Raw genomic sequence first — 24872 nt, forward strand, 5'->3', positions numbered from 1 at the left:
CGGGATCTCTATCCTGACTGCCAGCCACAGCTTACACGCCCAGCGACTTGAGCTTGCGGTGCAACGCCGAGCGCTCCATGCCGATGAACTCCGCCGTCTTGGAAATGTTGCCGCCGAAGCGGTTGATCTGGGCGATGAGATATTCCTTCTCGAACATCTCGCGCGCCTCGCGCAGCGGCAGCGCCATGATGTGTTGGTCGGACTGGTTGGGCGCGCGCGGCATGACGTCGCCGATCTCGGACGGCAGCAGGTCGGCGGTGATCGGCGCCTCGGGATTGTCGCTGCGGGCAAGGATCAGCAGGCGCTCCACGTTGTTGCGCAGCTGGCGCACATTGCCGGGCCAATTGTGGGCCTGGAGAACGGCCAGTGCGTCATCGCCGATGCGGCGCGGCTTGATGCCGGCCTGCTTGGCCATCTGCTTCATGAAATTGTCGACGAGGTAGGGAATGTCCTCGCGCCGTTCGGCAAGCCCCGGCACCATGACCGGCACCACCGCCAGGCGATGGTAGAGATCCTCGCGGAAGCGGCCCTCGGCGATCATCGCCTCGAGGTTCTGCGCGGTCGACGAGATGATGCGGACGTCGACCTTGACCCGCTTGGTGCCGCCGACGCGCTCGAACTGCTGGTCGACCAGCACGCGCAGGATCTTGTTCTGGGTCTCGCGCGGCATGTCGGCGATTTCGTCGAGGTAGAGGATACCCTGGTGGGCTTCCTCCAGCGCGCCGACCTTGCGCTCGCCGCCGTTCGATTCGGTGCCGAACAGCTCGATCTCCATGCGCTCGGGCGTGATAGTGGCGGCGTTCAGCGTCACGAACGGCCCGCTCTTGCGCGCGGAAAGCGCGTGGATGGCCCGCGCCGCCATTTCCTTGCCCGAGCCGGACGGACCGATGATCATGATGCGGCTGTTGGTCGGCGCGACCCTGTCGATGGTCTGTCGCAACTGGCTCATCGCCGACGACATGCCGATCAGGTCGTGGGTCTCGCCGCTGCGCATCTTGAGGTCGGAGACCTCGCGCCTGAGCTTCGACGTTTCGAGCGCACGCTCGGCGATCAGGATGAGCCGGTCGGCCTTGAACGGCTTTTCGATGAAATCATAGGCGCCGCGACGGATCGCCGAAACCGCGGTTTCGATGTTGCCGTGGCCCGAGATCATCACCACGGGCAGGTTGGGATGCAGGGTCTTGATCTCGTCGAGCAGCGCCAGCCCGTCGAGCCGCGACCCCTGGAGCCAGATATCGAGGAAAACCAGGCGCGGCGCACGATCCGCGATCGCGGCAAGCGCACTGTCGGCGTCGAACGCCGTGCGGGTTTCGTGACCTTCGTCGCTCAGGATGCCCGCGACCAGTTCACGGATGTCTTCCTCATCGTCAACGATAAGAATATCAGACGCCATTTCCGACCTTCTCGATTTCTTGGACCTGCACTGCGTCGGCGGCACCCTTGGGTGTTGCCGCCTCTTCGGCTGCCGCAGGCAGGACCATGCTGATCATCGCGCCGCGCCCGCCATGGAAATCGGCCGGTGCGTCGTGAAGTTCCAATCTTCCGCCGTGGTCCTCGACAATCTTCTTGACGATAGCGAGGCCGAGGCCGGTGCCCTTCTCGCGCGTCGTCATATAGGGCTCGAGCAGCCGCTGGCGATGTTCGCGCGGCAGGCCCTTGCCATTGTCGATGACGTCGATGCGGATCGAATTGCCGTCGCGTCGCGCCCGGATCTTGATAACCCCGGACTCGCCGGTCTGGCGTTCCGCCGCCTCGATGGCCTCGGCGGCATTCTTGATGACATTGCCGAACGCCTGGGCCATCAAGCGGCTGTCGAAGGTTCCCTTGAGCGGCCCCGGCGTGATGTCGCGCTCGAAGGCGATGTCGGCCCGGCTGACCTCGACCAGGAACGACGCCTCGCGCAGCGGTTCGCGAATGTCGATTACCTTCATCTCGGGCTTCGGCATGCGCGCGAAAGCGGAGAACTCGTCGACCATGCGGCCGATATCGCCAACCTGGCGGATGATCGTTTCGGTGCACTGGTCGAAGACCTCACGATCCTCGGTGATCACCTTGCCGTAGCGGCGGCGGATGCGTTCGGCCGAAAGCTGGATCGGTGTCAGCGGGTTCTTGATCTCGTGGGCGATGCGCCGCGCCACGTCGGCCCAGGCCGAGGTGCGCTGGGCGGTGACGAGGTCGGTGATGTCGTCGATGGTCACGACATAGGACGTGTCGTCGGCGTCCATCGCTTCCTTGTCGCCTTCCTCCACCGTCACCTGGACGTTGAAGGTGCGCTCGGCGCCGGCACGGTAGAACGTCACCTGCTCGCGATAGACGTCCCGTCCCGACTTGCGCCCGATCTCGAAGACGCGGCCGACATGCGGCAGCAGGATCGACAGGTTCTGTCCGAGCGAATCCGCGGCGGAGATCGCCAGCATCTCTTCCGCCGACGGGTTGACGATGGTGATGCTGCCATAGGGATCGACGCCGATGACACCGGCGGTGACGCCGGCAAGCACCGCCTCGGAAAAGCGGCGGCGTTCGTCGATGACGTCCTTGGCGGTCAGGAGTTCGTTGCGCTGCGACTTGAGCTCGAGCAGCATGTTGTTGAACGTGCCGCTTAAGGCGCCGACATCGCCGTCCGACAGCCTTACCGGCACCGACACGTCGAGATTGCCGGTGGCGACCTCGTCGGCAGCGCCGATGAGCTGGCGGATCGGCCGCACCAGCCGGTCGGCGACCGCAATGCCCGTCCAGATCGCCGACAGCACGACGATCAGCGTCAGGCCGAGATAGAGCAGCGCAAAGGCGATCTGCGTGGTGCGCCGGCTGGCGCCGAGATCGCGGTACTCCTCGGTGTTCGCGGTGACGATCTGGCGCGCCTTGATGACCTCGGGGTCGACCAAGCGGATCGTGTAGAGATAGAGCCCTTCGATCTCGCGCAGCTTGATGATGGCGCCGACGATGTTGCGCGTCTTCGGCTCGATCAGGACGGGCTTGCCGTCCGCCGCCGATTCGACCGCGACCGGCGGCGGCTCGGGCATGGCGAAATCGGCGCCGGTCTTGGCGCTCATGACGAACGAGCCGTCGGGTCGAATCAGCGCGGCATGGGCGAGCGCGCGCAACTGCGCCTGCCGACCCATGAATTCGAGGAAGCCGCTGCGGTCGAGGCCGTAGAGGGAACGCGCATTGTCGAGGTCGTTGGCCATCGACAAGGTCGTGCTTTGCAGGTTGCGCGCATTCTCCTGGACATAGGCCTCGGCGATCGACAGCGACGAATTGACGATGGTCTTGGTCCTGATCTCGAACCAGCGGTCGAGCCCGATGTCCAGCGTGATCGACGCAACGATGGCGACCAGCAGCGCCGGCAGCGCCGCCACCAGCGCAAACATGGTGACGATGCGCACATGGAGGCGCGAGGCCGCCTTGCCGCGCTTGCGCGCCATGGCGATGCGCTGGATCTCGATGACGATCAGGCCGACGAGGATCAGGATGAAAACGGCGTTGATGCCGATCAGGGTCAGCGTCGTCGTCGAATCCGGGGTAATCGGCGTGACGCCGACCAGGATGGCGAAGGAGACCGCGGCCGTGACCAGGGCAGCGACAATCGCCACCACGCCAGGAAGCGCAAGAAGGCGCCTGCCGTCCTGTGTCCTCTTTGCGGGTTGGTCCGCCACTCCTGCTGGTGTTGCCCGGTTCGCCATGCTGCCGTGTAGAAGCCTTTCAATGCGTCGCATCTATGCAACGCATTGTGGCGATTATGCAACATTTTCGCCGCGAGCGAAAATGTTTCGGCAGGCTTTCGACAGATAAGCGTTTCGACTTCCCCTGCTCAGCCAGGCCGCGCCGACTTGTAGACGTTGACGCCGAGTTCGCGGATCTTCTTGCGCAGCGTGTTGCGGTTCAGGCCCAGCAATTCGGCGGCCTTGATCTGGTTTCCGCGCGTTGCCGTCATCGACGCCAGGACCAGCGGATATTCGACCTCCGCCAGAATGCGCTGGTAAAGGCCGGGCGGCGGCAGGTCGTCGGCGAACATGGCGAAATAGCGCTGCAGGAAATGCTCGACCGCCTGCCCGACCGACAGGTCGTCGGGGATCAGATTGCCGCCCGGGACCGCCTCCTGCTCGCCGGTCTTCAGTTCCGATTCGATGATCTCGGCCGAGATCTCGTCCTGCGGATAGAGCGCGGCCAGCCGGCGCACCAGGTTTTCCAGCTCGCGCACATTGCCCGGCCAGGGGTAGCGCTTCATCAGCTCGACACCGCCGGCGGAGATACGCTTGGCTTGCAGCCCCTCGCTCACGCCTTGCTTGAAGAAGTGCCGCACAAGGTCTGGAATATCCTCGGATCTTTCGCGCAGCGCCGGCAGCCGCAGCGGCACCACATTGAGACGGTAGAACAGGTCCTCGCGGAACAGGCCCTGGTTGATCAGCGCCCGGAGATCCTTGTTGGTGGCGGCGACGATGCGCACGTCGGTCTTGATCGGCGTGCGCCCGCCGACGGTGGTGTACTCGCCCTGCTGGAGCACGCGCAGCAGCCGTGTCTGCGCCTCCATCGGCATGTCGCCGATCTCGTCCAGGAACAGAGTGCCGCCCTCGGCCTGCTCGAAGCGGCCGGTCGAGCGGTTCTGCGCGCCGGTGAAGGCGCCCTTCTCGTGCCCGAACAGCTCGGATTCGATCAGGTCGCGGGGAATCGCGGCCATGTTGATGGCGACGAACGGCCCGTTGCGGCGCCGGCCATATTCATGGAGCGCACGCGCCACCAACTCCTTGCCGGTGCCCGATTCGCCCGAGATCATCACCGTCAGGTCGGTCTGCATCATGCGCGCCAGCATGCGGTAGATGTCCTGCATCGCGGCGGAGCGGCCGACCAGCGGCATCGCGTCGGGTTGCTCGTCATGGCGCTGGTCGATCTTCGGCCGGCGCGGTTCGGCAAGCGCGCGATTGACGATGCTGAGCAGTTCGGTCAGGTCGAACGGCTTGGGCAGGTATTCATAGGCGCCGGTCTCGGAGGCGCGGATCGCCGTCATGAAGGTATTCTGGGCGCTCATGACGATGACAGGCAGCTCGGGCCGCGCCTTCTTGATGCGCGGCAGCATGTCGAAAGCGTTCTCGTCGGGCATGACGACGTCGGTGATGACGAGATCGCCCTCGCCGGCTGCCACCCATCGCCACAGCGTCGCGGCATTGGAGGTGACGCGAACCTCATGCCCCATGCGCGACAGCGCCTGGTTGAGCACGGTGCGGATGGCCGCATCGTCGTCGGCGACCAGAATGTTTCCGCGCACGCTCATCGATGGTCTCCTTCGCTGACGTCGGTCGAATGCCCGGGCAGTTCCTTCCAGGCAGGCATCAGGATGCGAAAGGTGGTGCCCCGCGGCGTCGAATCGCACTCGATCACTCCGCCATGGTCGCCGACGATCTTGGCGACCAGTGCCAGGCCAAGCCCGGAGCCGTTGGGCTTGGTGGTTATGAACGGGTCGAACAGGATCGGCAGGATGTCCTCGGACACGCCTGGACCATTGTCGTGGACGCAGAATTCGAGCGGCAGCGAGACCCGGTCCTGGGTGCCGGGGATCGACATGCGGATGCCGGGCCGGAAGGCGGTCGACAGCGTGATCTCGCCGCCCGGCTGGTGACCGATAGCCTCGGCGGCGTTCTTGACCAGGTTGAGGAAGATCTGGACCAGCTGGTCGCGGTTGGCATAGACCGGAGGCAATGATGGATCATAATCCTCCAGGACCTTGATACCATTGGCAAAACCGTTCTTGGCGATCGCCTTCACATGGTCGAGAACGACATGGATGTTGACCGGATAGCGGTCGATGGGGCGCTCGTCCGAGAACACCTCCATGCGGTCGACGAGCTTGACGATGCGGTCGGTTTCGTCGGTGATCAGCCGCGTCAGCGCACGGTCCTCGTCGGACGCCGACAGTTCCAGCAACTGGGCCGCCCCCCTGATTCCGGAGAGCGGGTTCTTGATCTCGTGAGCCAGCATCGCGGCGAGCCCGGTAACCGAACGCGCGGCACCGCGATGGGTCATCTGGCGGTCGATCTTGTCGGCCATCGAGCGTTCCTGGAACATCACGACGACTGAGCCCGGAAGTTCCGACACCGGGGCAACGTAGAGGTCGACCATCTTCTCGACGCCAAGCCGCGGCGACGAAACGTCGACGCGGTATTCGTTGACCGGCGTCAGGCGTTCGCGCACCTGCTCGACCAGCGTCAGGATCGGGCTGCCGAAAGGCACAAAGCGCGAAAGATCGCTACGCGCCAGCACGGTGGCGCTGGAGCGGAAGAAGTCCTCGGCGTCGGCATTGGCGAAGGTGATGAAGTTGTCGGGGCCAATCATGATGACCGGACGCCGGATCGTGTCGAGAACGATCTGCGCGGCATCCGCCGGATCTGCTGCCGGAACCGGGTTGAACTTCATGCCGCGTTCCTTTCGGGAAAAATCTCGCCAAACGAGACCAGCGCTTCGCGCAGCGACGTGACCACCTGGGCAGGATCGAATGAGGTGAGGACGCCACGGCGCAAATCGTCAGGCACGCCGGATGCGTGGCGGTCGAGATACCAGCCGAGATGCTTGCGCGCCTGGCGCAGTCCGCTCTCGGTACCGTAGAGCGCCAGCATGTCCTCGTAGTGGGCGACGGCATAGTCGGCCATTTCTACCGGGCTTTGCGGCACGCCCGCGGCCTTCGTACCGCCCGCTGCGGCGGCAATCATGCCCGCAGTCCACGGCGCGCCATAATGCGAGCGCCCGGCCATGACGGCATCGGCACCGGATTGCTCCAGAATCCCGGCGGCGTCCTCCGGCGTTTCGACGTCGCCATTGGCGACCACCGGGATGCTCACCGCCTCCTTGACGCGGGCGATCGCCCGCCAGTCGGCCTTGCCTTTGTAGAACTGGCAGCGCGTGCGGCCGTGAACGGTGACCATCGAAACACCGGCCTGTTCGGCGCGGCGCGCCAGTTCCGGCGCGTTGAGCACGTCGTCGTCCCAGCCAAGCCGCATCTTCAGCGTCACCGGCACGTCGACGGTTTCGACCACCGCATCGATCAGCGTCAGGGCAAAGTCGAGGTCTCGCATCAGCGCCGAGCCGGCATAGCCGCCGGTCACCTTCTTGGCCGGGCAGCCCATGTTGATATCGATTACATCGGCACCCTCGCCAACGGCGATACGGGCGGCCTCAGCCATATGCGCGGCCTCGCGGCCGGCAAGCTGGACCATGTGCACGGGCAAGCCCGAATGGCGGATGCGGAAACCGCTGGAACCGCGGCCCTTGGCAAGTTCGCCGCTGGCGACCATCTCGGACACCACGAGACCGGCACCATGGGCATGGGCGCGCGTGCGAAAAGCCTCGTCGGTGACGCCCGACATCGGGGCGAGAAACACCCGATTGCGGATCGTGACGCCACCGATGCAAAGCGGCTCGCCGAGTTTTGAAAGCTTATCCATGCACAAAAACAAAGCACCATTCGCCTTTGCACAATGAGTAGCCATGATCGGTTCATTGTGCAACTGCGAAATGACAGCCGAATGCGGCGCTTTCTGGATTCTACTGGCCTTCCGCAGACCTCGCGGCTAAGCCTCTGCACATGAATGCAGAAGTCTCCTCCCGCCATTTGAGTTCGAAGGTCGCGGTCGTCATCGTGGCGGCCGGGCGCGGCGAACGAGCCGGCCAGGCCGACGGCCCCAAGCAGTATCGCAGCATCGGCGGCAAGGCCGTCATCTGGCACACGCTGAAAGCGTTTCTCGACCATCCGCGCATCGGCGCGGTGGCCGTCGCCATCCATGCCGACGACGCCGGATTGTTCACGGCCGCCGCCGGCGAATTCGCCGCGCGCGTCACCACCGTTGTCGGCGGCGCCACGCGCCAGGATTCGACGCGCCTTGCCCTTCTCGCATTGCAAGATGCCAAGCCAGGCGCAGTGCTCATCCATGACGGCGTCCGGCCCTTCATCGGCGCCGAGGTGATCGACCGCACGATCGAGGGCATCGACGCCGGGCACGGCTCGCTGCCATCGCTGCCGGTCTCCGACACGCTGAAGAAGGAGGCATCCGACCGCACCGTGGCGGAAACCGTGCCGCGCGCGGGCCTGCATTCGGCACAGACGCCGCAGGGTTTCCCGTTCGAGCCGATCCTGGCCGCCCACCAGCGTGCGTACGAGGCCGGGCGCAGCGACTTCACCGACGATTCGGCGATCGCCGAATGGGCCGGCATCCCCGTGCGGCTGGTGCTTGGCTCGCCCGACAACATCAAACTTACCTGGGCAAAGGACATCGCCATGGCCGACCAGCGCCTTTCCGGCCAGACACCGAACTTTCCCGACGTGCGCACCGGCAACGGCTACGACGTGCATTCCTTCGAAGCCGGCGACCATGTCTGGCTGTGCGGCATCAAGATTCCGCATAGCAAAAAGCTGAACGGCCATTCCGACGCCGATGTCGGCCTGCACGCGCTGACCGACGCGCTGCTGGCCACCTGCGGCGCCGGCGACATCGGCACCCACTTCCCGCCCTCGGACCCGCAGTGGAAGGGCGCCGCGTCGCGCCAGTTCGTCGAGCACGCCGCAAAGATCGTGCGCGCCCGCGGCGGGCGTATCGCCAATGCCGACATCACCCTGATCTGCGAGGCGCCGCGCGTCGGTCCGCACAGGGAGGCGATGACGGCGGAACTGGCCGACATGCTGCGCATCGCGCCGGAGCGGGTCTCGATCAAGGCCACCACCAACGAGAAGCTCGGTTTCGTCGGCCGTGAAGAAGGCATCGCTGCGATCGCGACCGCAAGCGTGGTCTATCCCGGGGAACTGCCGGAATGAGCGACATCGGCGCCCTCGCCTCGGCCATGCTGGAAGCCTGCGAGGCGCATGGCACGATGATCGCCACCGCCGAAAGCTGCACCGGCGGCATGATCATCGCGGCGCTGACCGACATCGCCGGTTCCTCGGCGGTCGTCGACCGCGGCTTCATCACCTATTCCAACGACGCCAAGATGGAGATGCTCGGCGTCTCCGAAGCGACGCTCAGGGCGCATGGCGCGGTCTCGCGCGAAACAGCACTCGAAATGGCGGCTGGCGCCCTTGCCCATTCGCGTGGAGGCCTGGCGCTGGCGGTGACCGGAGTTGCCGGCCCCGGCGGCGGTTCGGCCGAAAAGCCGGTCGGGCTGGTCTGGTTCGGCGTTGCCAGGACGGGCGCACCGGCCGAAGCAGAATTCCGCCTGTTCGAAGACAAGGGCCGTGACTTCATCCGTCGCGAGACGGTCAGGACGGCGCTGGGATTGGGCCTGCGCGCCGTGGATCAGACCGGATTCGCCGGTCCGTAGATCACGTCGGCGCGCTTTTCGAAGGCTTCGGCGAACATGCGGAAGGCGCGGTCGAACATCGTGCCCATCAGCGCGCCCAAAATGCGGCTCTTGAATTCGTAGTCGATGAAGAACTCGACGTCCGAGCCGCCGCCTGCCGCCGCCACGAATTTCCACTCGTTGGTGAGGTAGCGGAACGGGCCATCGAGATACTTGACGTCGATGGTGTTGGCCTCGGGCGTCAACAGCACCTGGGTGGTGAAGGTCTCGCGGATGGCCTTGTAGCCGACGGTCATGTCGGCGACGAGGATTTCACGGCCGTCGCGCTCGCGGCGCGAGCGCACGTTCAGCGCTTCGCACAGCGGCAGGAATTCCGGATATTTTTCCACGTCGGCCACGAGCGCGTACATTTCTTCCGGCGAGTGGCTGACCCGGCGCGTGGTTTCGAACTTCGGCATGTTGGCCCGGGCGCGTCAGGCCGACTTGGCGAGACGCGCTTCGCGGGCAGCACGCAGCTTGGCGAAATCGTCGCCGGCATGGTGCGACGAGCGCGTCAGCGGGCTGGACGCGACAAGCAGGAAGCCTTTCGACTTGCCGACGGTGGCGTAGGATTCGAATTCGTCCGGCGTCACGAACTTCTTGACCGGATGATGCTTCTTCGTCGGCTGCAGGTACTGGCCGATGGTCATGAAGTCGACATTGGCGGTGCGCAGGTCGTCCATCAGCTGCAGCACCTCGTGGCGCTCCTCGCCGAGGCCGACCATGATGCCGGACTTGGTGAAGATTGACGGATCGATCTCCTTGACCCGCTGCAGCAGGCGGATCGAGTGGAAGTAACGGGCACCGGGACGCACCGTCAGGTAATTCGACGGCACCGTCTCGAGATTGTGGTTGAAGACATCCGGCTTGGCGGCGACGACGATCTCCAATGCGCCTTCCTTGCGCAGGAAGTCCGGCGTCAGGATCTCGATGGTCGTCTGCGGCGTCAGCCTGCGGATGGCATGGATCACGTCGGCGAAATGCTGCGCGCCGCCGTCGGCCAGATCGTCACGGTCGACCGAGGTGATGACGACGTGGGTCAGGCCCATCTGGGCAACAGCCTTGGCGACGCTTTCGGGCTCGTTGGCGTCGACGGCGGTCGGGATGCCCGTCGCGACATTGCAGAAGGCGCAGGCGCGGGTGCAGATCTCGCCCAGGATCATGAAGGTGGCGTGCTTCTTTTCCCAGCACTCGCCGATGTTGGGGCAGCCGGCTTCTTCGCAGACGGTCACCAGCTTGTGCGACTTCACGATCTCGCGCGTTTCCTGGTAGCCGCGCGAAACCGGCGCCTTGACGCGGATCCAGTCCGGCTTGCGCAGGACCTCCTGGTCGGGCCGGTGGGCCTTTTCGGGGTGCCGCGCGCGCGGACGGTCTTTGAGATCGAGAACGGTGACCATCAGTTCTTCCTATCGTGGCCGCGCCGATTGCGAACGGCCGAAAATCCAGAGCAAGATCAGGGCGCCGGCGATGGCGACGATGAGATTGCCCATGAACCCGTAATAATTGATGCCGAGCAACCCCGCCAGAGTGCCGCCGACAAAGGAGCCGGCGATGCCGACGAGAATGTTCGTCAGAAAGCCGTGGTCGCGGTTCATCGTCCGCTCGGCGACGTAGCCGGCAAGAAAACCGATGAGCAGCATGCCGAAAAATCCGACACCGGGCATGCCGAGAATTCCGTAGCTCTGCTCCATCGCTCCTCTCCCGCCAACCGTTGGCCTTCAGCGCATATAGTGGCAATCGGCGCGCTGCGAAAGGCGCGCCGATGCACGGGCGTCATGCGTTGAGCGCGCGCCCATAGGCGTCGAGCACACTTTCCTTCATCGTTTCCGAGATCGTCGGATGCGGGAATATGGTGTGCATGAGCTCTTCTTCTGTGGTTTCAAGGTTCATCGCGACGACAAAACCCTGGATCAGCTCGGTGACTTCAGCGCCGACGAGATGCGCGCCGAGCAGTTGGCCGGTCTTCTTGTCGAAGATGGTCTTGACCATGCCCTGGTCCTCGCCCAGCGCGATCGCCTTGCCGTTGGCGACGAAGGGGAAGCGGCCGACGCGGATGTCCTTGCCCTCGGCCTTGGCCCTGGCTTCGGTCAGGCCGACGGAGGCGACCTGCGGGTTGCAGTAGGTGCAGCCAGGGATCTTGAGCTTGTCCATAGGATGCACGTCGGGCAGGCCGGCGATCTTTTCGACGCAGATAACGGCTTCGTGCTCGGCCTTGTGCGCCAGCATGGGCGGGCCGGCGACGTCGCCGATGGCGTAGATGCCCGGCACGTTGGTCTTGCCATAGCCGTCGATGACGATGCAGCCGCGGTCGGTCTTCACGCCCAGCGCTTCGAGGCCGATGTTTTCGATGTTGCCCTGGACGCCGACGGCCGAGATCATGCGGTCGGCGGTGATCTTCTCGACCTTGCCGTCCTTCATCTCGACATGGGCGGTGATCGAGTTGGCGCCCTTCTCGACCTTGGTCACTTTGGCTTCGAGATGGATCTTCATGCCCTGCTTATCAAACTGCTTCTTGGCGAAGGCGGAGATTTCGGCGTCCTCGACCGGCATGACGGCGGGCATCACCTCGACGACAGTGACGTCGACGCCCATGGTGCGGTAGAACGAGGCGAACTCGATACCGATGGCGCCAGAGCCCATGACCAGCAGCGACTTCGGCATCTCCGGCGGCACCATCGCCTCGAAATAGGTCCAGATCAGCTTGCCATCCGGCTCGATGCCGGGCAGCGCGCGCGGACGGGCGCCGGTGGCGACGATGATGTGCTTGGCTGAGTAGGTGCCCTCGCCCAGCGTGTTCTTGGGCAGCGGCGCCTGCGGCTCCATCGGCTTCTTCGACGACTTGGAGACGACGATCTGGCCGGGCTTCGTAAGTTTGGCCTCGCCCCAGATGACGTCGACCTTGTTCTTCTTCATCAGGAAGCCGACGCCGCCATTCATGCGCTGGGCAATGCCGCGCGAACGGTCGACGATGGCCTTGAGATCGGGCGAGATCGAGCCTTCGAGCTTCAGGCCGTAGTTCTTGGCGTGCTCGGCCAGATGCATGACCTCGGCCGAACGCAGCAGCGCCTTGGTCGGGATGCAGCCCCAGTTGGAACAGATGCCGGCAAGGTGCTCGCGCTCGACGACAGCGGTCTTGAGGCCGAGCTGGGCAGCGCGGATCGCCGCGATATAGCCGCCGGGACCGGAGCCAATGATGATGACGTCGTAATTGTCAGCCATGAGTGTGCCTCTTGTTCAGGTCGCGCTGCGCGTGAGCAGCACCCAGTCGTGTTTCTTGCTGTAGGTGTCGGTCGATACGGAAGGCTGGCGCGCGATTTCCTCGAACCCATGGGACCCATAGAGCCCGAGCGCCACCTCGTTGTCGCTTTCGGTGATCAGGCTGACCGCACGGCCGGCGGCGCGCGAAAGTTCGTGGGCGACAAGATGGCGGCCAATGCCGCGGCCGCGGTGGTGGCGGTAGACGCCGACGCTGTCGATGAACCAGTTTCCGACGACCTGTTTCTGCAGGGCGAGGATCGGCTCGAACACCGGATGAGGCGCCACTTCGTCGGCGAACGAAGGGTCGACCAGATGGCCGATCACGATACCAGCAATTTCGCTGTCCACTTCGGCCAGGCTGGCATCCTTCCAGCCGGCGCGTTCGTCGTCGTGGCGCATCTGGTTGCGGCCATGTTCGAGCGCGGTCTGCGTCGTGCCGTCGAGCACGGCGCCATACCAGAGCCAGGACGCCAACCCATGCGACGACAGGTCGACCAGGATCGCCAGCTCCGCTGCGTCGCGCCTTTCGGCGCGGCGTATGGTGACGGCGCCGCCCAAATCAGAGCTCCAGCATCACGCGCACGACGGGCGCGAGCGCCTTGCCGATGGCGCGGGTGTTTTCGGCGTCGAGATGCACGCCGTCGAGCGGCGTGGTGACGGCAACCGAGCCGGCATCGAAGAAGCCACAACCGACCTCGTCGGCGAGAGCCGCATAGAGCGGCGCAAGCTTGTGCGAGGCCTTGTCGCCGCCGGCGAACGTGTCCTTGTACTCGGCATTTTCGGTGCGGCTGACGGCAGGCGGCGAAACCAGGAGAATTTCAGGTGCGGGATAGTCCATGCCATGGTCGTAGGACCTGACGATCGACACCAGACGCGCCATGCCCTGCCTGGCGGCAAGCGGATTGCCGTGGATCCACGGCTTCATGTCGTTGGAGCCAAGCATGATGACGACGACGCCGAGCGGCGTATGGCTGCCAAGGATCGTCGGCAGCATGCGCGCCCCGTTGCGGTCGGCAGCGGCAAGATGATCGTCGAAGGCGGTGGTGCGGCCGTTGAGGCCCTCGGCGACGACGCTGACGCCCTCGCCCAGTTCCCGCTGCAGAACACTCGGCCAGCGGTCTTCGAAGGCGTGCCGGCCGGGACCGGCGGCGTCATAGCCCCAGGTCAGCGAGTCGCCGTAGCAAAGAACTGACTTCATGAAAGGGTCCTCTTTCCCTGCCCCTTCGGCCGTTGGAGGCGGATGCCCTCCTCGCGGACGAGGAGGGCGAAAGCCTTACACCAGCATGCCCATCGGGTTTTCGATGAGGCGCTTGAAGGCAGCGAGCAGTTCGGCTCCGAGCGCGCCATCGACGGCGCGGTGGTCGGTCGACAGCGTCACCGACATCACATTGGCGATCTTGATCTCGCCATTCTTGACGACGGCCCGCTGCTCGCCCGCGCCGACCGCCAAGATGGTGGCGTGCGGCGGGTTGATGACGGCGGAGAAGTCCTTGATGCCGAACATGCCGAGGTTGGAGACCGCGCTCGTGCCGCCCTGGTATTCCTCGGGCTTGAGCTTGCGGTTGCGGGCCCTGCCGGCAAGGTCCTTCATTTCATTGGAAATGACGGACAGCGTCTTGATGTCGGCCTGGCGGATGATCGGGGTGATCAGGCCGCCCGGGATCGACACGGCGACGCCGACGTCGGCGTGCTTGTGCTTGACCATGGCCTGGTCGGTCCACGACACATTGGCATCCGGCACGGCCTTGAGGGCCAGCGCCATTCCCTTGATGATCATGTCGTTGACCGACAGCTTGTAGGCCGGAACCTCGCCCTTTTCGGTCTTCACGGTCGGGGCAGCGGCGTTGAGCTGGGCGCGGAGCGCCAGCAGCGCATCGATGTCGCAGTCGAGCGTGAGATAGAAATGCGGGATGGTGCTCTTGGCCTCGACCAGACGACGCGCGATCGTCTTGCGCATGTTGTCGTGCGGGATGAGCTCGTAGCTGCCCTCTTCGAACAGCTTGAGAACCTGGTCGTCCGACATGCCCTTGGCGGCGGGCGCTGCAGCCGCAGCACCGGCAGGAGCCTTGGCCGCAGGGGCAGCCTTGGCGCCGCCACCCGAGATCGCAGCCTCGACATCGGCCTTGACGACACGGCCATGCGGGCCGGTGCCGGTGACGGCCGCAAGGTCGATGCCGGAATCCTTGGCGATGCGACGGGCGAGCGGCGACGCGAAAGAGCGGCCCTCGCTGGAGGTTGCGGCCCCGTTGGTCGCAGCCGGCTTTGCAGCCGGAGCGGCGGCGACCGGAGCGGGTGCGGCGGCAGCCTCCGCCTTCGGAGCGTCTGCCTTCGGCGCGTCAGCCTTGGGGGCGGCGGCAGGCGCGCCGTTGCCGCCCTTGGCAGCGGCCGACGCATCCTCGCCTTCGGCGGCGAGGATCGCGATCAGCGCGTTGACCTTGACGCCTTCGGTGCCGGCCGGGACGACGAGCTTGGCGACAGTGCCTTCATCTACGGCTTCGACTTCCATCGTCGCCTTGTCGGTTTCGATCTCGGCGATCACGTCGCCGGGCGCAACCTTGTCGCCTTCCTTGACCAGCCACTTGGCCAGATTGCCCTCTTCCATTGTCGGCGAAAGGGCAGGCATGGTGATATTGATCGGCATGATGACCTCCCGCCCGTGTCAGCGATACGTGACTGCTTTGACCGCCTCGACCACCTCGGCCACGTTGGGCAGAGCCAGCTTTTCGAGATTGGCGGCGTAGGGCATCGGCACGTCCTTGCCGGCGATGGTGATGACGGGCGCATCGAGATGGTCGAAGGCGCGCTGCGACACCTGGTTGGCAACGAAGTCGCCGACCGATGACTGCGGGAAGCCTTCCTCGACCACGACCAGGCGATTGGTCTTCTTGACCGACGCGATAATGGTGTCGAAGTCGAGCGGACGGATGGTCCTGAGATCGATGATCTCGGCGTCGATACCCATGGCGGCGAGCTCGGCCTCGGCCTTGATCGCATAGGTCATGCCGATGCCGAACGAGACGATGGTGACGTCCTTGCCCGGCTTGTGGATGCGCGCCTTACCGATCGGCAGCACGAAATCATCCATCTTCGGCACATCGAAATGGTGGCCGTAGAGGATTTCGTTCTCGAGGAAGATGACCGGGTTGGGGTCGCGGATGGCCGCCTTGAGCAGGCCCTTGGCGTCGGCTGCCGAGTACGGCATCACCACCTTGAGGCCCGGAATGTGGCTGTACCACGCCGCATAGCACTGCGAGTGCTGGGCAGCGACGCGGGCAGCAGCGCCGCTCGGTCCACGGAAGACGATCGGCGCGCCCATCTGGCCGCCCGACATGTAGAGCGTCTTAGCGGCCGAGTTGACGATCTGGTCGATCGCCTGCATGGCGAAGTTAAAGGTCATGAATTCGACGATCGGCTTGAGGCCGGCCATCGCCGCACCGACGCCGACGCCGGCGAACCCATGCTCGGTGATCGGCGTGTCGACGACGCGGCGCGGACCGAACTCCTGCAGCAGGCCTTGCGTGATCTTGTAGGCGCCCTGGTACTCGGCAACTTCCTCACCCATGACGAAGACGTCGGCGTCACGGCGCATTTCCTCGGCCATGGCGTCGCGCAATGCTTCGCGCACAGTCATCGACACCATCTCGGTGCCGGCCGGAATGTCCGGATCGGCAGCGACTTCGGTCCTGGGCGCTGCGGCGACAGGTGCGGCAGCCTCGCTCTTGGCGGGAGCCGGCGCGGCGGCTGGGGCAGCAGCCTTGGCCGGCGCTTCTTCACCCGCACCCTCGGCTGCCCTAGTCATGTCTTCGCCATCGGCGGCAAGCACGGCGATCAGCGCATTGACCTTGACGCCCTCGGTGCCGGCGGGAACCACGATCCGGGCGAGCGTGCCCTCATCGACGGCCTCGACTTCCATGGTCGCCTTGTCGGTTTCGATTTCGGCGATGACGTCGCCGGCGACGACCTTGTCGCCTTCGTTCTTCAGCCACTTGGACAGATTGCCCTCTTCCATCGTCGGCGAGAGCGCAGGCATGAGAATTTCGATCGGCATGTTCGCGCCCTCCCTTAGATCAAGATGTCGGTCCAGAGCTCGGAAGCATCCGGCTCGGGATCGGTCTGAGCAAAGTCTGCGGCGTCAGCCACAATGTCGCGAACATCCTTGTCGACGGCCTTGAGGTCGTCCTCGCTCGCCCACTTCTTGGCGATCAGGCGCGCCTTGACCTGCTCGATCGGGTCGTGCTCGGAGCGCATCTTCTGCACTTCGTCCTTCGACCGGTACTTTGCCGGATCGGACATCGAGTGACCGCGATAACGGTAGGTCTCCATCTCGAGGATGATCGGGCCGTTGCCCGAACGGCACCATTCAGTGGCGAGATCGCCGGCGGCCTTGACCGCGCGCACGTCCATGCCGTCGACCTTGATGCCCGGAATCTTGAAGGAAACGCCGCGCTGCGAGAAATCGGTCTCGGCCGAAGCACGCGTTACGGCGGTGCCCATGGCGTAGCGGTTGTTTTCGATGACGTAGATCACCGGCAGCTTCCACAGCGCGGCCATGTTGAAGCTCTCGTAGACCTGGCCCTGGTTGGCCGCGCCGTCGCCGAAATAGGTGACGCTGACATTGGGGTTCTCGCGGTAGCGATTGGCGAAAGCCAGACCCGTGCCGAGCGACACCTGGGCGCCAACGATGCCGTGGCCGCCGTAGAAATGCTTTTCCTTGGAGAACATGTGCATGGAGCCGCCCTTGCCTTTCGACAAGCCGCCCCGGCGTCCGGTCAACTCGGCCATGACGCCGCGCGCCGAAAGCCCCATCGCCAGCATGTGGCCGTGATCGCGATAGGCAGTGATCATCTGGTCGCCTTCGATCAGCGACATCTGCAGGCCGGTGACGACCGCTTCCTGGCCGATATAGAGGTGGCAGAAGCCGCCGATGAAGCCCATGCCGTAGAGCTGGCCGGCCTTTTCCTCGAAGCGGCGGATGAGCAGCATCTCGCGATAGGCGTTGAGATCCTGTTCCTTGGTAAACTCAACCGGCTTGGGTGTTACCGGTGCTGTTGGGGATTTTGAATCGGATTTGGCTTTGGCAGGCGCTTTTTTGGCGGCGGTGGCCATGCATCACTCCCTAGTGGCGTCTCTTTGCGGACATTGAGGAGATCATGCATTTGTCTCTCCTCTCCATGACCAAAACGCTAGCATGGAGAGTGACGCGGCGCCATGCGGAAAAATGCATAGCAGGCATGCGGTTAAGCGCCTAAAAACGTTGAATTTCTTCTTGATTAACCGAGACTCAGTTAATCGCCTGCGCGGATGGGCGCATGATGGTCAGCTCGTCTGCATGGGACATATTGAGCGCGTTGCGCGCCTGCTCGTCAAGCATGTCCTTCTCCAGCGAGCCGTCATGCAGCATCTGCACGCGGCGCTCGACATCCATGCGCTGCGCCCGAACGCTGTCGAGCCGGGCCTGCAGTTCGACGGCCTGGGCCTCGAGCCGGTACTTGGAATAGATGCCGAATTCGCCGTGATACGCGTGGAAGCCAAAGTAGGACAGGAACATCACCGCCAGCGCCGGGACGATCAGGCGCCCGGATTTCGTCTGCTTGTGCTGGCGTGTCCACATGGTCCGAACCTCTCTCAGGTTCTTGTCGCCCGATTGTGCTTAATGGACGGTTACGGTCGGCCTGCCGGGCCGTCGCCAAAAACAAAAAAGGCGGGAAACATCCCGCCTTCTTCAGTTCGTCAATCGTGAAGCACTCAGCCGCGCAGGATGGACCTGCCGGCGAAGCGTGCCTGGGTGCCGAGCTCTTCCTCGATGCGGATCAGCTGGTTGTACTTGGCGGTACGGTCCGAACGGGCCAGCGAGCCGGTCTTGATCTGACCGCAGTTGGTGGCAACCGCGAGGTCGGCGATGGTCGAATCCTCGGTCTCGCCCGAGCGGTGCGACATGACGGCGGTGTAGGCGGCCTTGTGCGCGGTCTCGACGGCGTCGAGCGTCTCGGTCAGCGAGCCGATCTGGTTGACCTTGACCAGGATCGAGTTGGCGACGCCCATCTTGATGCCGTCGCGCAGGCGCGCCGAATTGGTGACGAACAGGTCGTCGCCGACCAGCTGCACCTTGTCGCCGCACAGCTCGGTCAGGTACTTCCAGCCTTCCCAGTCGTCTTCCGACATGCCGTCCTCGATCGAGATGATCGGGTAGTCGGCGGCAAGCTTGGCGAGGTACTTGGCCTGGGCCTTGGGATCGCGGGTCTTCTTTTCGCCCTCATAGACGTAGTTGCCGCCCTTGAAGAACTCGGTCGCGGCGCAGTCGAGCGCCAGCGCCACGTCCTCGCCCGGCTTGAAGCCGGCCTTTTCGATCGAGGCCATGACGAAATCGAGTGCCGCCTGGGCGCTCTTGAGGTTCGGCGCGAAACCGCCCTCGTCGCCGACATTGGTGTTGTGGCCGGCGTCCTTCAGCCCCTTCTTCAGGGTGTGGAAGATTTCCGAGCCCCAGCGCACGGCATCGCGCAGCGAAGGCGCGCCGACCGGCATGATCATAAACTCCTGGAAGTCGATCGGGTTGTCGGCATGCGCGCCGCCATTGATGATGTTCATCATCGGCACCGGCAGCACGCGGGCGTTCGGGCCGCCGACATAACGATAGAGCGGCAGGCCGGAAGCCTCGGCAGCAGCCTTGGCGACGGCGAGCGACACGCCGAGGATGGCGTTGGCGCCGAGGCGGCTCTTGTTGGGCGTGCCGTCCAGCTCGATCATCGTCTGGTCAATATGGATCTGGTTCTCGGCTTCCATGCCGCCGATCGCCTCGAACAGCTCGCCATTGACGGCTTCGACGGCGCGCTCGACGCCCTTGCCGAGATAGCGCGGGCCGCCGTCACGCAGTTCCATCGCCTCGTGGGCGCCGGTCGACGCACCGGAGGGAACGGCTGCGCGGCCCATCGAGCCGTCTTCGAGAACCACATCCACCTCGACGGTGGGATTGCCGCGGCTGTCGAGAATCTCGCGGCCGACGATATCGATGATTGCTGTCATGTGAGGCATCCCCGGGAGCTGATCGCAAAGAAAAGGATCGGTTGGATTTCCGCGCCCGTCTTAGCCAAAGATCTGGAAAAGGCAATCGCGGGCGGCCAAATATCACGCTGCGTCAGCCGCCGGATTCACTTTAGACAAAACGCTGTCATGATAATTCATCCCAACGGGCAGGCATCATCCAAACTTTCGGGTAAACTATCCGCGCGCGGGGCGAAACAGAGGGAGTTTCGCCATGTCCGAGTTAAGTGGTATCCTGAGTTTGTTCTTCATCGCCGCAGCATTCCTGACCTCATGCGACAGTCAACCGCCCCCTCAGGGCACGTCGCAGGTGCGGATCATTCCGACGGCAAGGTAGATGCCGGCATCAACGAAAAAGCCCCGCATATGCGGGGCTTTTTTTGCTTCGCGGTGTCAATGCCAATAAGGCTCGACGCGATAGTGCTGGAACGAGGCATCGCGCACCGACTGGCCATCGTCCTCGGTCAGTTCGTTGACCGAATAGGACGGAGCGGCCTTCAACTGCTCGGTGGAGAACGGGACGACATAGCCGCCGCGGCTCTTGTCATAGTCCAGCGTGGACCACGGAATGGCATGATAGCGCTCGCCGATGCCGAGGAAGCCGCCGAAGCCGATGACGGCGAACATGATGCCGTTGGACGTCTTGTCGAGCATGACATCCTCGATCGAGCCGATGCTCTCGCCGGCGGTGTTGTAGACCTTGGTGCCGATGACCCGCGACGCGGGAATGGCTTCGGTATGACCAGTGACAGTCGTCATGATCCTGCTCCTCGTTGGTTGGTGGATGCAGGACTAACGGTCCCCCGAAGCGGAGGTTCCAAATTTTCCGCGCCGAGCCAGCCGATCCTCAGTCTGTGAGGATGAAGGTCACCTTCATGTTGACCCGATAGGCGGTGATCTTGCCGTTCTCGACGACCACCTTCTGGTCCTGGATCCAGGCGCCCTCGACGTTCTTCAGCGTCATCGACGCACGGGAGATGCCCTGCTCGATCGCATCCTGAAAGCTCTTGGTCGACGATGAGGTGATTTCCGTAACGCGGGCAACAGACATGGGATTCCTCCGGCCGATACGCTCAGTCACGGAGGAAAGCCTACGCCGGGCGCAAGCTCGGCTCAAGCAGGAGTTGCAGGCGCCCGTTGCCCGGGCGTCAGCCCTTGGCGACCCGGTCGAAGGCCATGAGCCTTTCCAGCAGGGCCGGCATGTCCTTGAAGGGGACCATGTTGGGGCCATCCGACGAGGTCGAATTGTCGGGGTCTTCATGCGTCTCGATGAACACGCCGGCGACGCCGACGGCAACGGCGGCACGCGCCAGGGTCTCGACGAAGCGGCGCTCACCGCCGGACGTCGCGCCCTGCCCGCCCGGCTGCTGCACGGAATGGGTGGCGTCGAAGATCACCGGCGCGCCGATGTCGGCCATGATCGGCAGCGCACGCATGTCGGAGACCAGCGTGTTGTAGCCGAAGGAGGCGCCACGCTCGGTGACGAGGACGTTGGGATTACCCGAGCCCGTGACCTTGGCGACGACGTTCTTCATGTCCCAGGGCGCCAGGAACTGGCCCTTCTTGACGTTGACGACTTTGCCGGTCCTGGCCGCGGCGATGAGCAGGTCGGTCTGACGGCTGAGGAAGGCAGGGATCTGCAGCACGTCGACCACTTCGCCGACGATGGCGCACTGCTCTTCGGTGTGGACATCGGTAAGCACGGTGACGCCCAGTTCCTTGCGCAGGTCGGAGAAAGCAGGCAACGCCGCGTCGAGGCCGGCGCCGCGGGTGCTCGACAGCGAGCTGCGGTTGGCCTTGTCGAAGCTCGACTTGTAGACGAAGCCGATGCCGAGCTTCTGCGTCAGCTCCTTGAGCTTGCCGGCCATGTCGAAGGCGTGCTGGCGCGATTCGAACTGGCAGGGACCGGCGATCAGCGACAGCGGCGCGTCATTGGCGAACAGGGTCTTGCCGACCGTCACATTTGCATTCGGCTTGGTCATGACTTTTCCTCGAAAATGAAGGCGGCACCCTGCCCCGGCGCTGGCGGAATCACCAGCCTTTGCCCGCTTAGATCGTGCGCGATGCCGTTGCGTACAAGAAGCGCTCTCGCCGCAGCGAGATCGCCGACGGCGAAAACGATGGCGTCGAGCTGGATATGCTTGCGACCGGCCGAGGCGCGGACCATCACATCGGCATTGGCGAGCGGAACCTTGGCCCCGCCGGAGGCGACGCCTGCAACGCTGCGCGCGACCATCGCCAGGAAGGCCGCGGCCGAAGCGGCATCGCCGGCCCGCGCCTCGACGGCAACCACGCGGCTGGCGCCGTTGGCATGGGCCTGCAGGGCGCTGCGGTCGACATTCGGCGCATTGGCGCGCTCACAGGCGAAGAAGAACGCATCGCCGGCATTCGAGGGCTCGGCGGCAAAGGCGAGCCGGAACGACGCGACGTCGGCGAGGCCGCCGGCATCGACGAAAGGCCGCGAGAAATCGAGGCGCGGGCCGGCCGACACGCCCGCCTCGACATAGCGACGGTGATCGGCGTCGGCGTCCTCTGAGGCGAAGACGACCGCGGAAAAGCCGTCGTCACCGTGGGCGGCGCGGAACGAACGGTCGCGCGCCACGAACACATTGCCAACTGCAACGGCCTGGTCGGCAGCCACGACATCGCCCAACGCCAATGGCTCGAGGAAGGTACCGTCGGCCAGATAGATGCAGCAGTTGACGGTGCCGAAAGGATGGATGCCCCGGGGCGCAACCGTGAAGCCGAGCGAGGTCAGCCTCTCGCGAGCGACGGCGAGGCTTGCGGTCGGCAGGACCACATGGTCGAGAGCCCGAGGCCCATTCTGGAGGGTTTTGGTCATCGGCCTGCGCTGTGCCTCAAATCAGCGATTTTCGCAAGACGAAGCGCCTCAAAGCCCGGAAACCATGTCGCCGAGGCGCCGCACGGTGTTCCAGTTGCGTGATGTGCCGATGCCGCCGGCCCGCTTGGGCGTCAGCACGCCGAGCAGCCGCGACGTGCCGGCGCTGCGCGAAAAATGCAGCCAGATGTCGCCGTTGACGACGGCCAGCTTCTCGTCGGCGGCGACATAGGACCGAAGCCGCTCGATGACGTCAGGTGCCACCGGCTGACGCATCACCCGAACCGCCACCTGATCCGGCTCGCGCTCCGCCTCCTCAGGAAACGGATTGGCGCCAACCAGTGTGCTCCAGGCACCGGCGTCACGGACAATGATGTCGACATGTTTGCCGAACTTCTGGGCGAACGCCGCCTCGAGGTCGCGTTCAAGGTCGGGAATCGGCTTGTCAGCCTCGAAGACCAGGTTTCCCGTCGCAACCAGCGTGCGCGGGTTTTCGAGGCCGAGGCCAACGGCCATGTCGCGCAGGTCGGACATGACGACGCGCCGGCCGGGTCCGAGCACGATGCTGTAGAGAAGCGCGACGTAGGTGGTCATGCGCGGTGCAGCCACTGGAAAGATTTGCGCGCCGGCGAGTTCACGGCGGCGCGCATGGAAAAATCAGACGAGCCGGCTCTGTTCGACCGCGGCTTCGATGAAGCTGGCGAACAGCGGGTGCGGTTCCAGCGGGCGGCTCTTCAGCTCCGGATGGTACTGGACGCCGATGAACCAGGGATGGTCGGGATATTCGACCGTCTCGGGCAGCACGCCGTCCGGCGACATGCCGGCAAAGACCAGGCCGCACTCTTCGAGCCGGTCCTTGTAGTCAATGTTGACCTCGTAGCGGTGGCGGTGACGCTCGGAGATGTCGGTGTCGCCATAGATATCGGCGATCTTCGAGCCCTCGGACAGCTTGGCGTCGAACGCGCCGAGGCGCATGGTGCCGCCAAGGTCGCCGGAGGCCCGGCGCTTCTCCAGCATGTTGCCCTTGAGCCATTCGGTCATCAGGCCGACGACCGGCTCCTTGGTCGCACCGAACTCGGTCGACGAGGCATTGTCGATGCCGGCCAACGAACGGGCCGCCTCGATGCAGGCCATCTGCATGCCGAAGCAGATGCCGAAATACGGCACCTTGCGCTCGCGGGCGAACTTGGCCGCCAGGATCTTGCCTTCCGAGCCGCGCTCGCCGAAGCCGCCGGGCACCAGGATGCCGTGGACCTTTTCCAGGAACGGCGCCGGGTCTTCCTTCTCGAAGACCTCGCTCTCGATCCAGTCGAGCTTGACCTTGACGTTGTTGGCGAGACCGCCATGCGACAGCGCCTCGATCAGCGACTTGTAGGCATCCTTGAGGCCGGTGTACTTGCCGACCACGGCGATGGTGACTTCGCCTTCGGGATTGTGGATCAGCTGCGAGACGTTCTGCCAGGCGTCGAGACGCGGCTTGGGCGCCGGGTCGATGCCGAAGGCGGCCAGCACTTCCGAATCCAGGCCTTCCTTATGGTAGGCCAGCGGCACGTCGTAGATGTGGCCGACGTCGAGCGCCTGGATGACCGCCGATTCGCGCACGTTGCAGAACAGCGACAGCTTGCGGCGCTCTTCCTTGGGAATGTCGCGGTCGGCGCGGACCAGGAGGATGTCCGGGGCGATGCCGATCGAGCGCAGTTCCTTGACCGAATGCTGGGTCGGCTTGGTCTTGAGCTCGCCCGCCGTCGGAATGTAGGGCATCAAGGTCAGGTGGACGTAGACCGCGTTGTTGCGCGGAAGGTCGTTGCCAAGCTGGCGGATCGCCTCGAGGAACGGCATCGCCTCGATGTCGCCGACGGTGCCGCCGATCTCGCAGAGTACGAAGTCGTACTCGTCATTGCCGTCGAGGATGAAGTTCTTGATCTCGTCGGTGACGTGCGGAATGACCTGCACTGTCGCACCGAGATAGTCGCCGCGCCGCTCGCGTTCGATGATGTTCTTGTAGATGCGGCCGGTGGTGATGTTGTCGCTCTGGTTCGCCGAACGCCCGGTGAAGCGCTCGTAGTGACCGAGATCGAGGTCGGTTTCCGCGCCGTCGTCGGTCACGAACACCTCACCATGCTGGTAAGGCGACATCGTTCCCGGGTCGACATTGAGGTACGGATCGAGTTTGCGGATGCGCACGCGATATCCGCGTGCCTGCAGAAGAGCCCCTAGGGCCGCTGCGGCTATGCCTTTTCCAAGGGAAGAGACCACGCCGCCGGTAATGAAAACATATCGCGCCATGGGATTCATCGCTTAACGCGGCCAAATCGATTCCGCCAGAGAAAAATCCGCCGCGTCGGACTTTTCCCTATCTGGCTGTTCAGTCTTGCTGCCGAGTAGACACGCAAACAAAAAGGCCGGCGGTCAGGCCGGC

General features: G+C 64.4%; 24 protein-coding genes. 2 read left to right on the forward strand and 22 right to left on the reverse strand.

The window, feature by feature from the left end; genetic code table 11:
• Window positions 1-31: 31 nt before the first annotated feature.
• From ASC75_RS15025 to dusB, 5 genes are all read right to left on the reverse strand, one after another.
• Window positions 32-1393 (reverse strand): sigma-54 dependent transcriptional regulator, encoded by a 1362-nt coding sequence (locus ASC75_RS15025; protein WP_055976894.1) that lies wholly within the window; start codon window positions 1391-1393, stop codon window positions 32-34.
• Window positions 1383-3683 carry a PAS domain-containing sensor histidine kinase gene (locus ASC75_RS15030; RefSeq protein WP_055976897.1) on the reverse strand — a complete coding sequence of 767 codons (2301 nt, stop codon included), beginning with the start codon at window positions 3681-3683 and terminating at the stop codon, window positions 1383-1385. Before ASC75_RS15030 ends, ASC75_RS15025 begins: the two co-directional genes overlap by 11 nt.
• Before the next feature lie 128 nt (window positions 3684-3811).
• A complete protein-coding gene (gene ntrC, locus ASC75_RS15035) occupies window positions 3812-5269 on the reverse strand; it encodes a nitrogen regulation protein NR(I) (protein ID WP_055976921.1) in 1458 nt (485 codons plus the stop codon).
• Window positions 5266-6408 carry a nitrogen regulation protein NR(II) gene (locus ASC75_RS15040; RefSeq protein ID WP_055976924.1) on the reverse strand — a complete coding sequence of 381 codons (1143 nt, stop codon included), beginning with the start codon at window positions 6406-6408 and terminating at the stop codon, window positions 5266-5268. Before ASC75_RS15040 ends, ntrC begins: the two co-directional genes overlap by 4 nt.
• Window positions 6405-7433, reverse strand: coding sequence for a tRNA dihydrouridine synthase DusB (gene dusB / locus ASC75_RS15045; RefSeq protein WP_055976928.1), 1029 nt, complete (start codon window positions 7431-7433; stop codon window positions 6405-6407). Before dusB ends, ASC75_RS15040 begins: the two co-directional genes overlap by 4 nt.
• 140 nt (window positions 7434-7573) lie before the next feature.
• Between dusB and ASC75_RS15050 the strand changes: the two genes are divergently transcribed.
• Together ASC75_RS15050 and ASC75_RS15055 are read left to right on the forward strand one after the other, a co-directional pair.
• The gene (locus ASC75_RS15050) at window positions 7574-8797 is read left to right on the forward strand and encodes a bifunctional 2-C-methyl-D-erythritol 4-phosphate cytidylyltransferase/2-C-methyl-D-erythritol 2,4-cyclodiphosphate synthase (protein WP_055976932.1); all 1224 of its coding nucleotides are present in this window, start codon (window positions 7574-7576) and stop codon (window positions 8795-8797) included.
• Window positions 8794-9300: a CinA family protein gene (locus ASC75_RS15055; RefSeq protein ID WP_055976935.1), complete on the forward strand. Its 507-nt coding sequence runs from the start codon at window positions 8794-8796 to the stop codon at window positions 9298-9300. The genes ASC75_RS15050 and ASC75_RS15055 overlap by 4 nt, the downstream gene beginning before the upstream one ends.
• Here ASC75_RS15055 and ASC75_RS15060 read toward each other — a convergent pair.
• The 17 genes from ASC75_RS15060 to ASC75_RS15140 form a co-directional block, all read right to left on the reverse strand.
• Complete coding sequence (locus ASC75_RS15060; RefSeq protein WP_055976938.1) at window positions 9276-9737, reverse strand: type II toxin-antitoxin system RatA family toxin; 462 nt, start codon at window positions 9735-9737, stop codon at window positions 9276-9278. The genes ASC75_RS15055 and ASC75_RS15060 overlap by 25 nt on opposite strands.
• A 15-nt stretch (window positions 9738-9752) precedes the next feature.
• A complete protein-coding gene (lipA, locus tag ASC75_RS15065) occupies window positions 9753-10715 on the reverse strand; it encodes a lipoyl synthase (protein WP_055976941.1) in 963 nt (320 codons plus the stop codon).
• 9 nt (window positions 10716-10724) lie between these two features.
• Window positions 10725-11009, reverse strand: a complete 285-nt coding sequence (locus tag ASC75_RS15070; protein WP_055976944.1) for a GlsB/YeaQ/YmgE family stress response membrane protein — start codon at window positions 11007-11009, stop codon at window positions 10725-10727.
• A gap of 82 nt (window positions 11010-11091) precedes the next feature.
• A complete protein-coding gene (lpdA, locus tag ASC75_RS15075; RefSeq protein WP_055976946.1) occupies window positions 11092-12537 on the reverse strand; it encodes a dihydrolipoyl dehydrogenase in 1446 nt (481 codons plus the stop codon).
• Between the two features lie 15 nt (window positions 12538-12552).
• On the reverse strand, window positions 12553-13134 hold the full coding sequence (locus ASC75_RS15080) for a GNAT family N-acetyltransferase (RefSeq protein ID WP_055976949.1): 582 nt from the start codon (window positions 13132-13134) through the stop codon (window positions 12553-12555).
• 1 nt (window position 13135) lies between these two features.
• Window positions 13136-13774 carry an SGNH/GDSL hydrolase family protein gene (locus ASC75_RS15085; RefSeq protein WP_055976952.1) on the reverse strand — a complete coding sequence of 213 codons (639 nt, stop codon included), beginning with the start codon at window positions 13772-13774 and terminating at the stop codon, window positions 13136-13138.
• A gap of 75 nt (window positions 13775-13849) precedes the next feature.
• On the reverse strand, window positions 13850-15217 hold the full coding sequence (locus ASC75_RS15090) for a pyruvate dehydrogenase complex dihydrolipoamide acetyltransferase (protein WP_055976961.1): 1368 nt from the start codon (window positions 15215-15217) through the stop codon (window positions 13850-13852).
• Between the two features lie 18 nt (window positions 15218-15235).
• Window positions 15236-16624, reverse strand: coding sequence for a pyruvate dehydrogenase complex E1 component subunit beta (locus ASC75_RS15095; protein ID WP_055976965.1), 1389 nt, complete (start codon window positions 16622-16624; stop codon window positions 15236-15238).
• A 14-nt stretch (window positions 16625-16638) separates the two neighbouring features.
• On the reverse strand, window positions 16639-17682 hold the full coding sequence (gene pdhA / locus ASC75_RS15100) for a pyruvate dehydrogenase (acetyl-transferring) E1 component subunit alpha (protein ID WP_055976967.1): 1044 nt from the start codon (window positions 17680-17682) through the stop codon (window positions 16639-16641).
• 175 nt (window positions 17683-17857) lie between these two features.
• Window positions 17858-18187 carry a septum formation initiator family protein gene (locus ASC75_RS15105; protein WP_055976970.1) on the reverse strand — a complete coding sequence of 110 codons (330 nt, stop codon included), beginning with the start codon at window positions 18185-18187 and terminating at the stop codon, window positions 17858-17860.
• Between the two features lie 134 nt (window positions 18188-18321).
• Window positions 18322-19596, reverse strand: a complete 1275-nt coding sequence (eno, locus tag ASC75_RS15110) for a phosphopyruvate hydratase (protein WP_055976973.1) — start codon at window positions 19594-19596, stop codon at window positions 18322-18324.
• Between the two features lie 411 nt (window positions 19597-20007).
• Window positions 20008-20373 (reverse strand): PRC-barrel domain-containing protein, encoded by a 366-nt coding sequence (locus tag ASC75_RS15115; protein ID WP_055976976.1) that lies wholly within the window; start codon window positions 20371-20373, stop codon window positions 20008-20010.
• Window positions 20374-20461: 88 nt separating this feature from the next.
• Complete coding sequence (locus ASC75_RS15120) at window positions 20462-20665, reverse strand: dodecin family protein (RefSeq protein ID WP_055976979.1); 204 nt, start codon at window positions 20663-20665, stop codon at window positions 20462-20464.
• A 97-nt stretch (window positions 20666-20762) separates the two neighbouring features.
• Window positions 20763-21596, reverse strand: coding sequence for a 3-deoxy-8-phosphooctulonate synthase (gene kdsA, locus ASC75_RS15125; protein WP_055976982.1), 834 nt, complete (start codon window positions 21594-21596; stop codon window positions 20763-20765).
• Entirely contained in the window at window positions 21593-22456 is an 864-nt protein-coding gene (locus tag ASC75_RS15130; protein WP_055976984.1) for a VOC family protein, read from the reverse strand. Before ASC75_RS15130 ends, kdsA begins: the two co-directional genes overlap by 4 nt.
• Before the next feature lie 48 nt (window positions 22457-22504).
• Window positions 22505-23047 carry a DUF1697 domain-containing protein gene (locus ASC75_RS15135; RefSeq protein WP_055976986.1) on the reverse strand — a complete coding sequence of 181 codons (543 nt, stop codon included), beginning with the start codon at window positions 23045-23047 and terminating at the stop codon, window positions 22505-22507.
• A 63-nt stretch (window positions 23048-23110) separates the two neighbouring features.
• Entirely contained in the window at window positions 23111-24748 is a 1638-nt protein-coding gene (locus ASC75_RS15140) for a CTP synthase (RefSeq protein WP_156381272.1), read from the reverse strand.
• Window positions 24749-24872: the final 124 nt, after the last annotated feature.

Origin of the sequence: Aminobacter sp. DSM 101952, from assembly GCF_001424795.1 — a bacterium.
In the GTDB taxonomy this organism is placed as follows: Bacteria; Pseudomonadota; Alphaproteobacteria; order Rhizobiales; family Rhizobiaceae; genus Aminobacter; species Aminobacter aganoensis.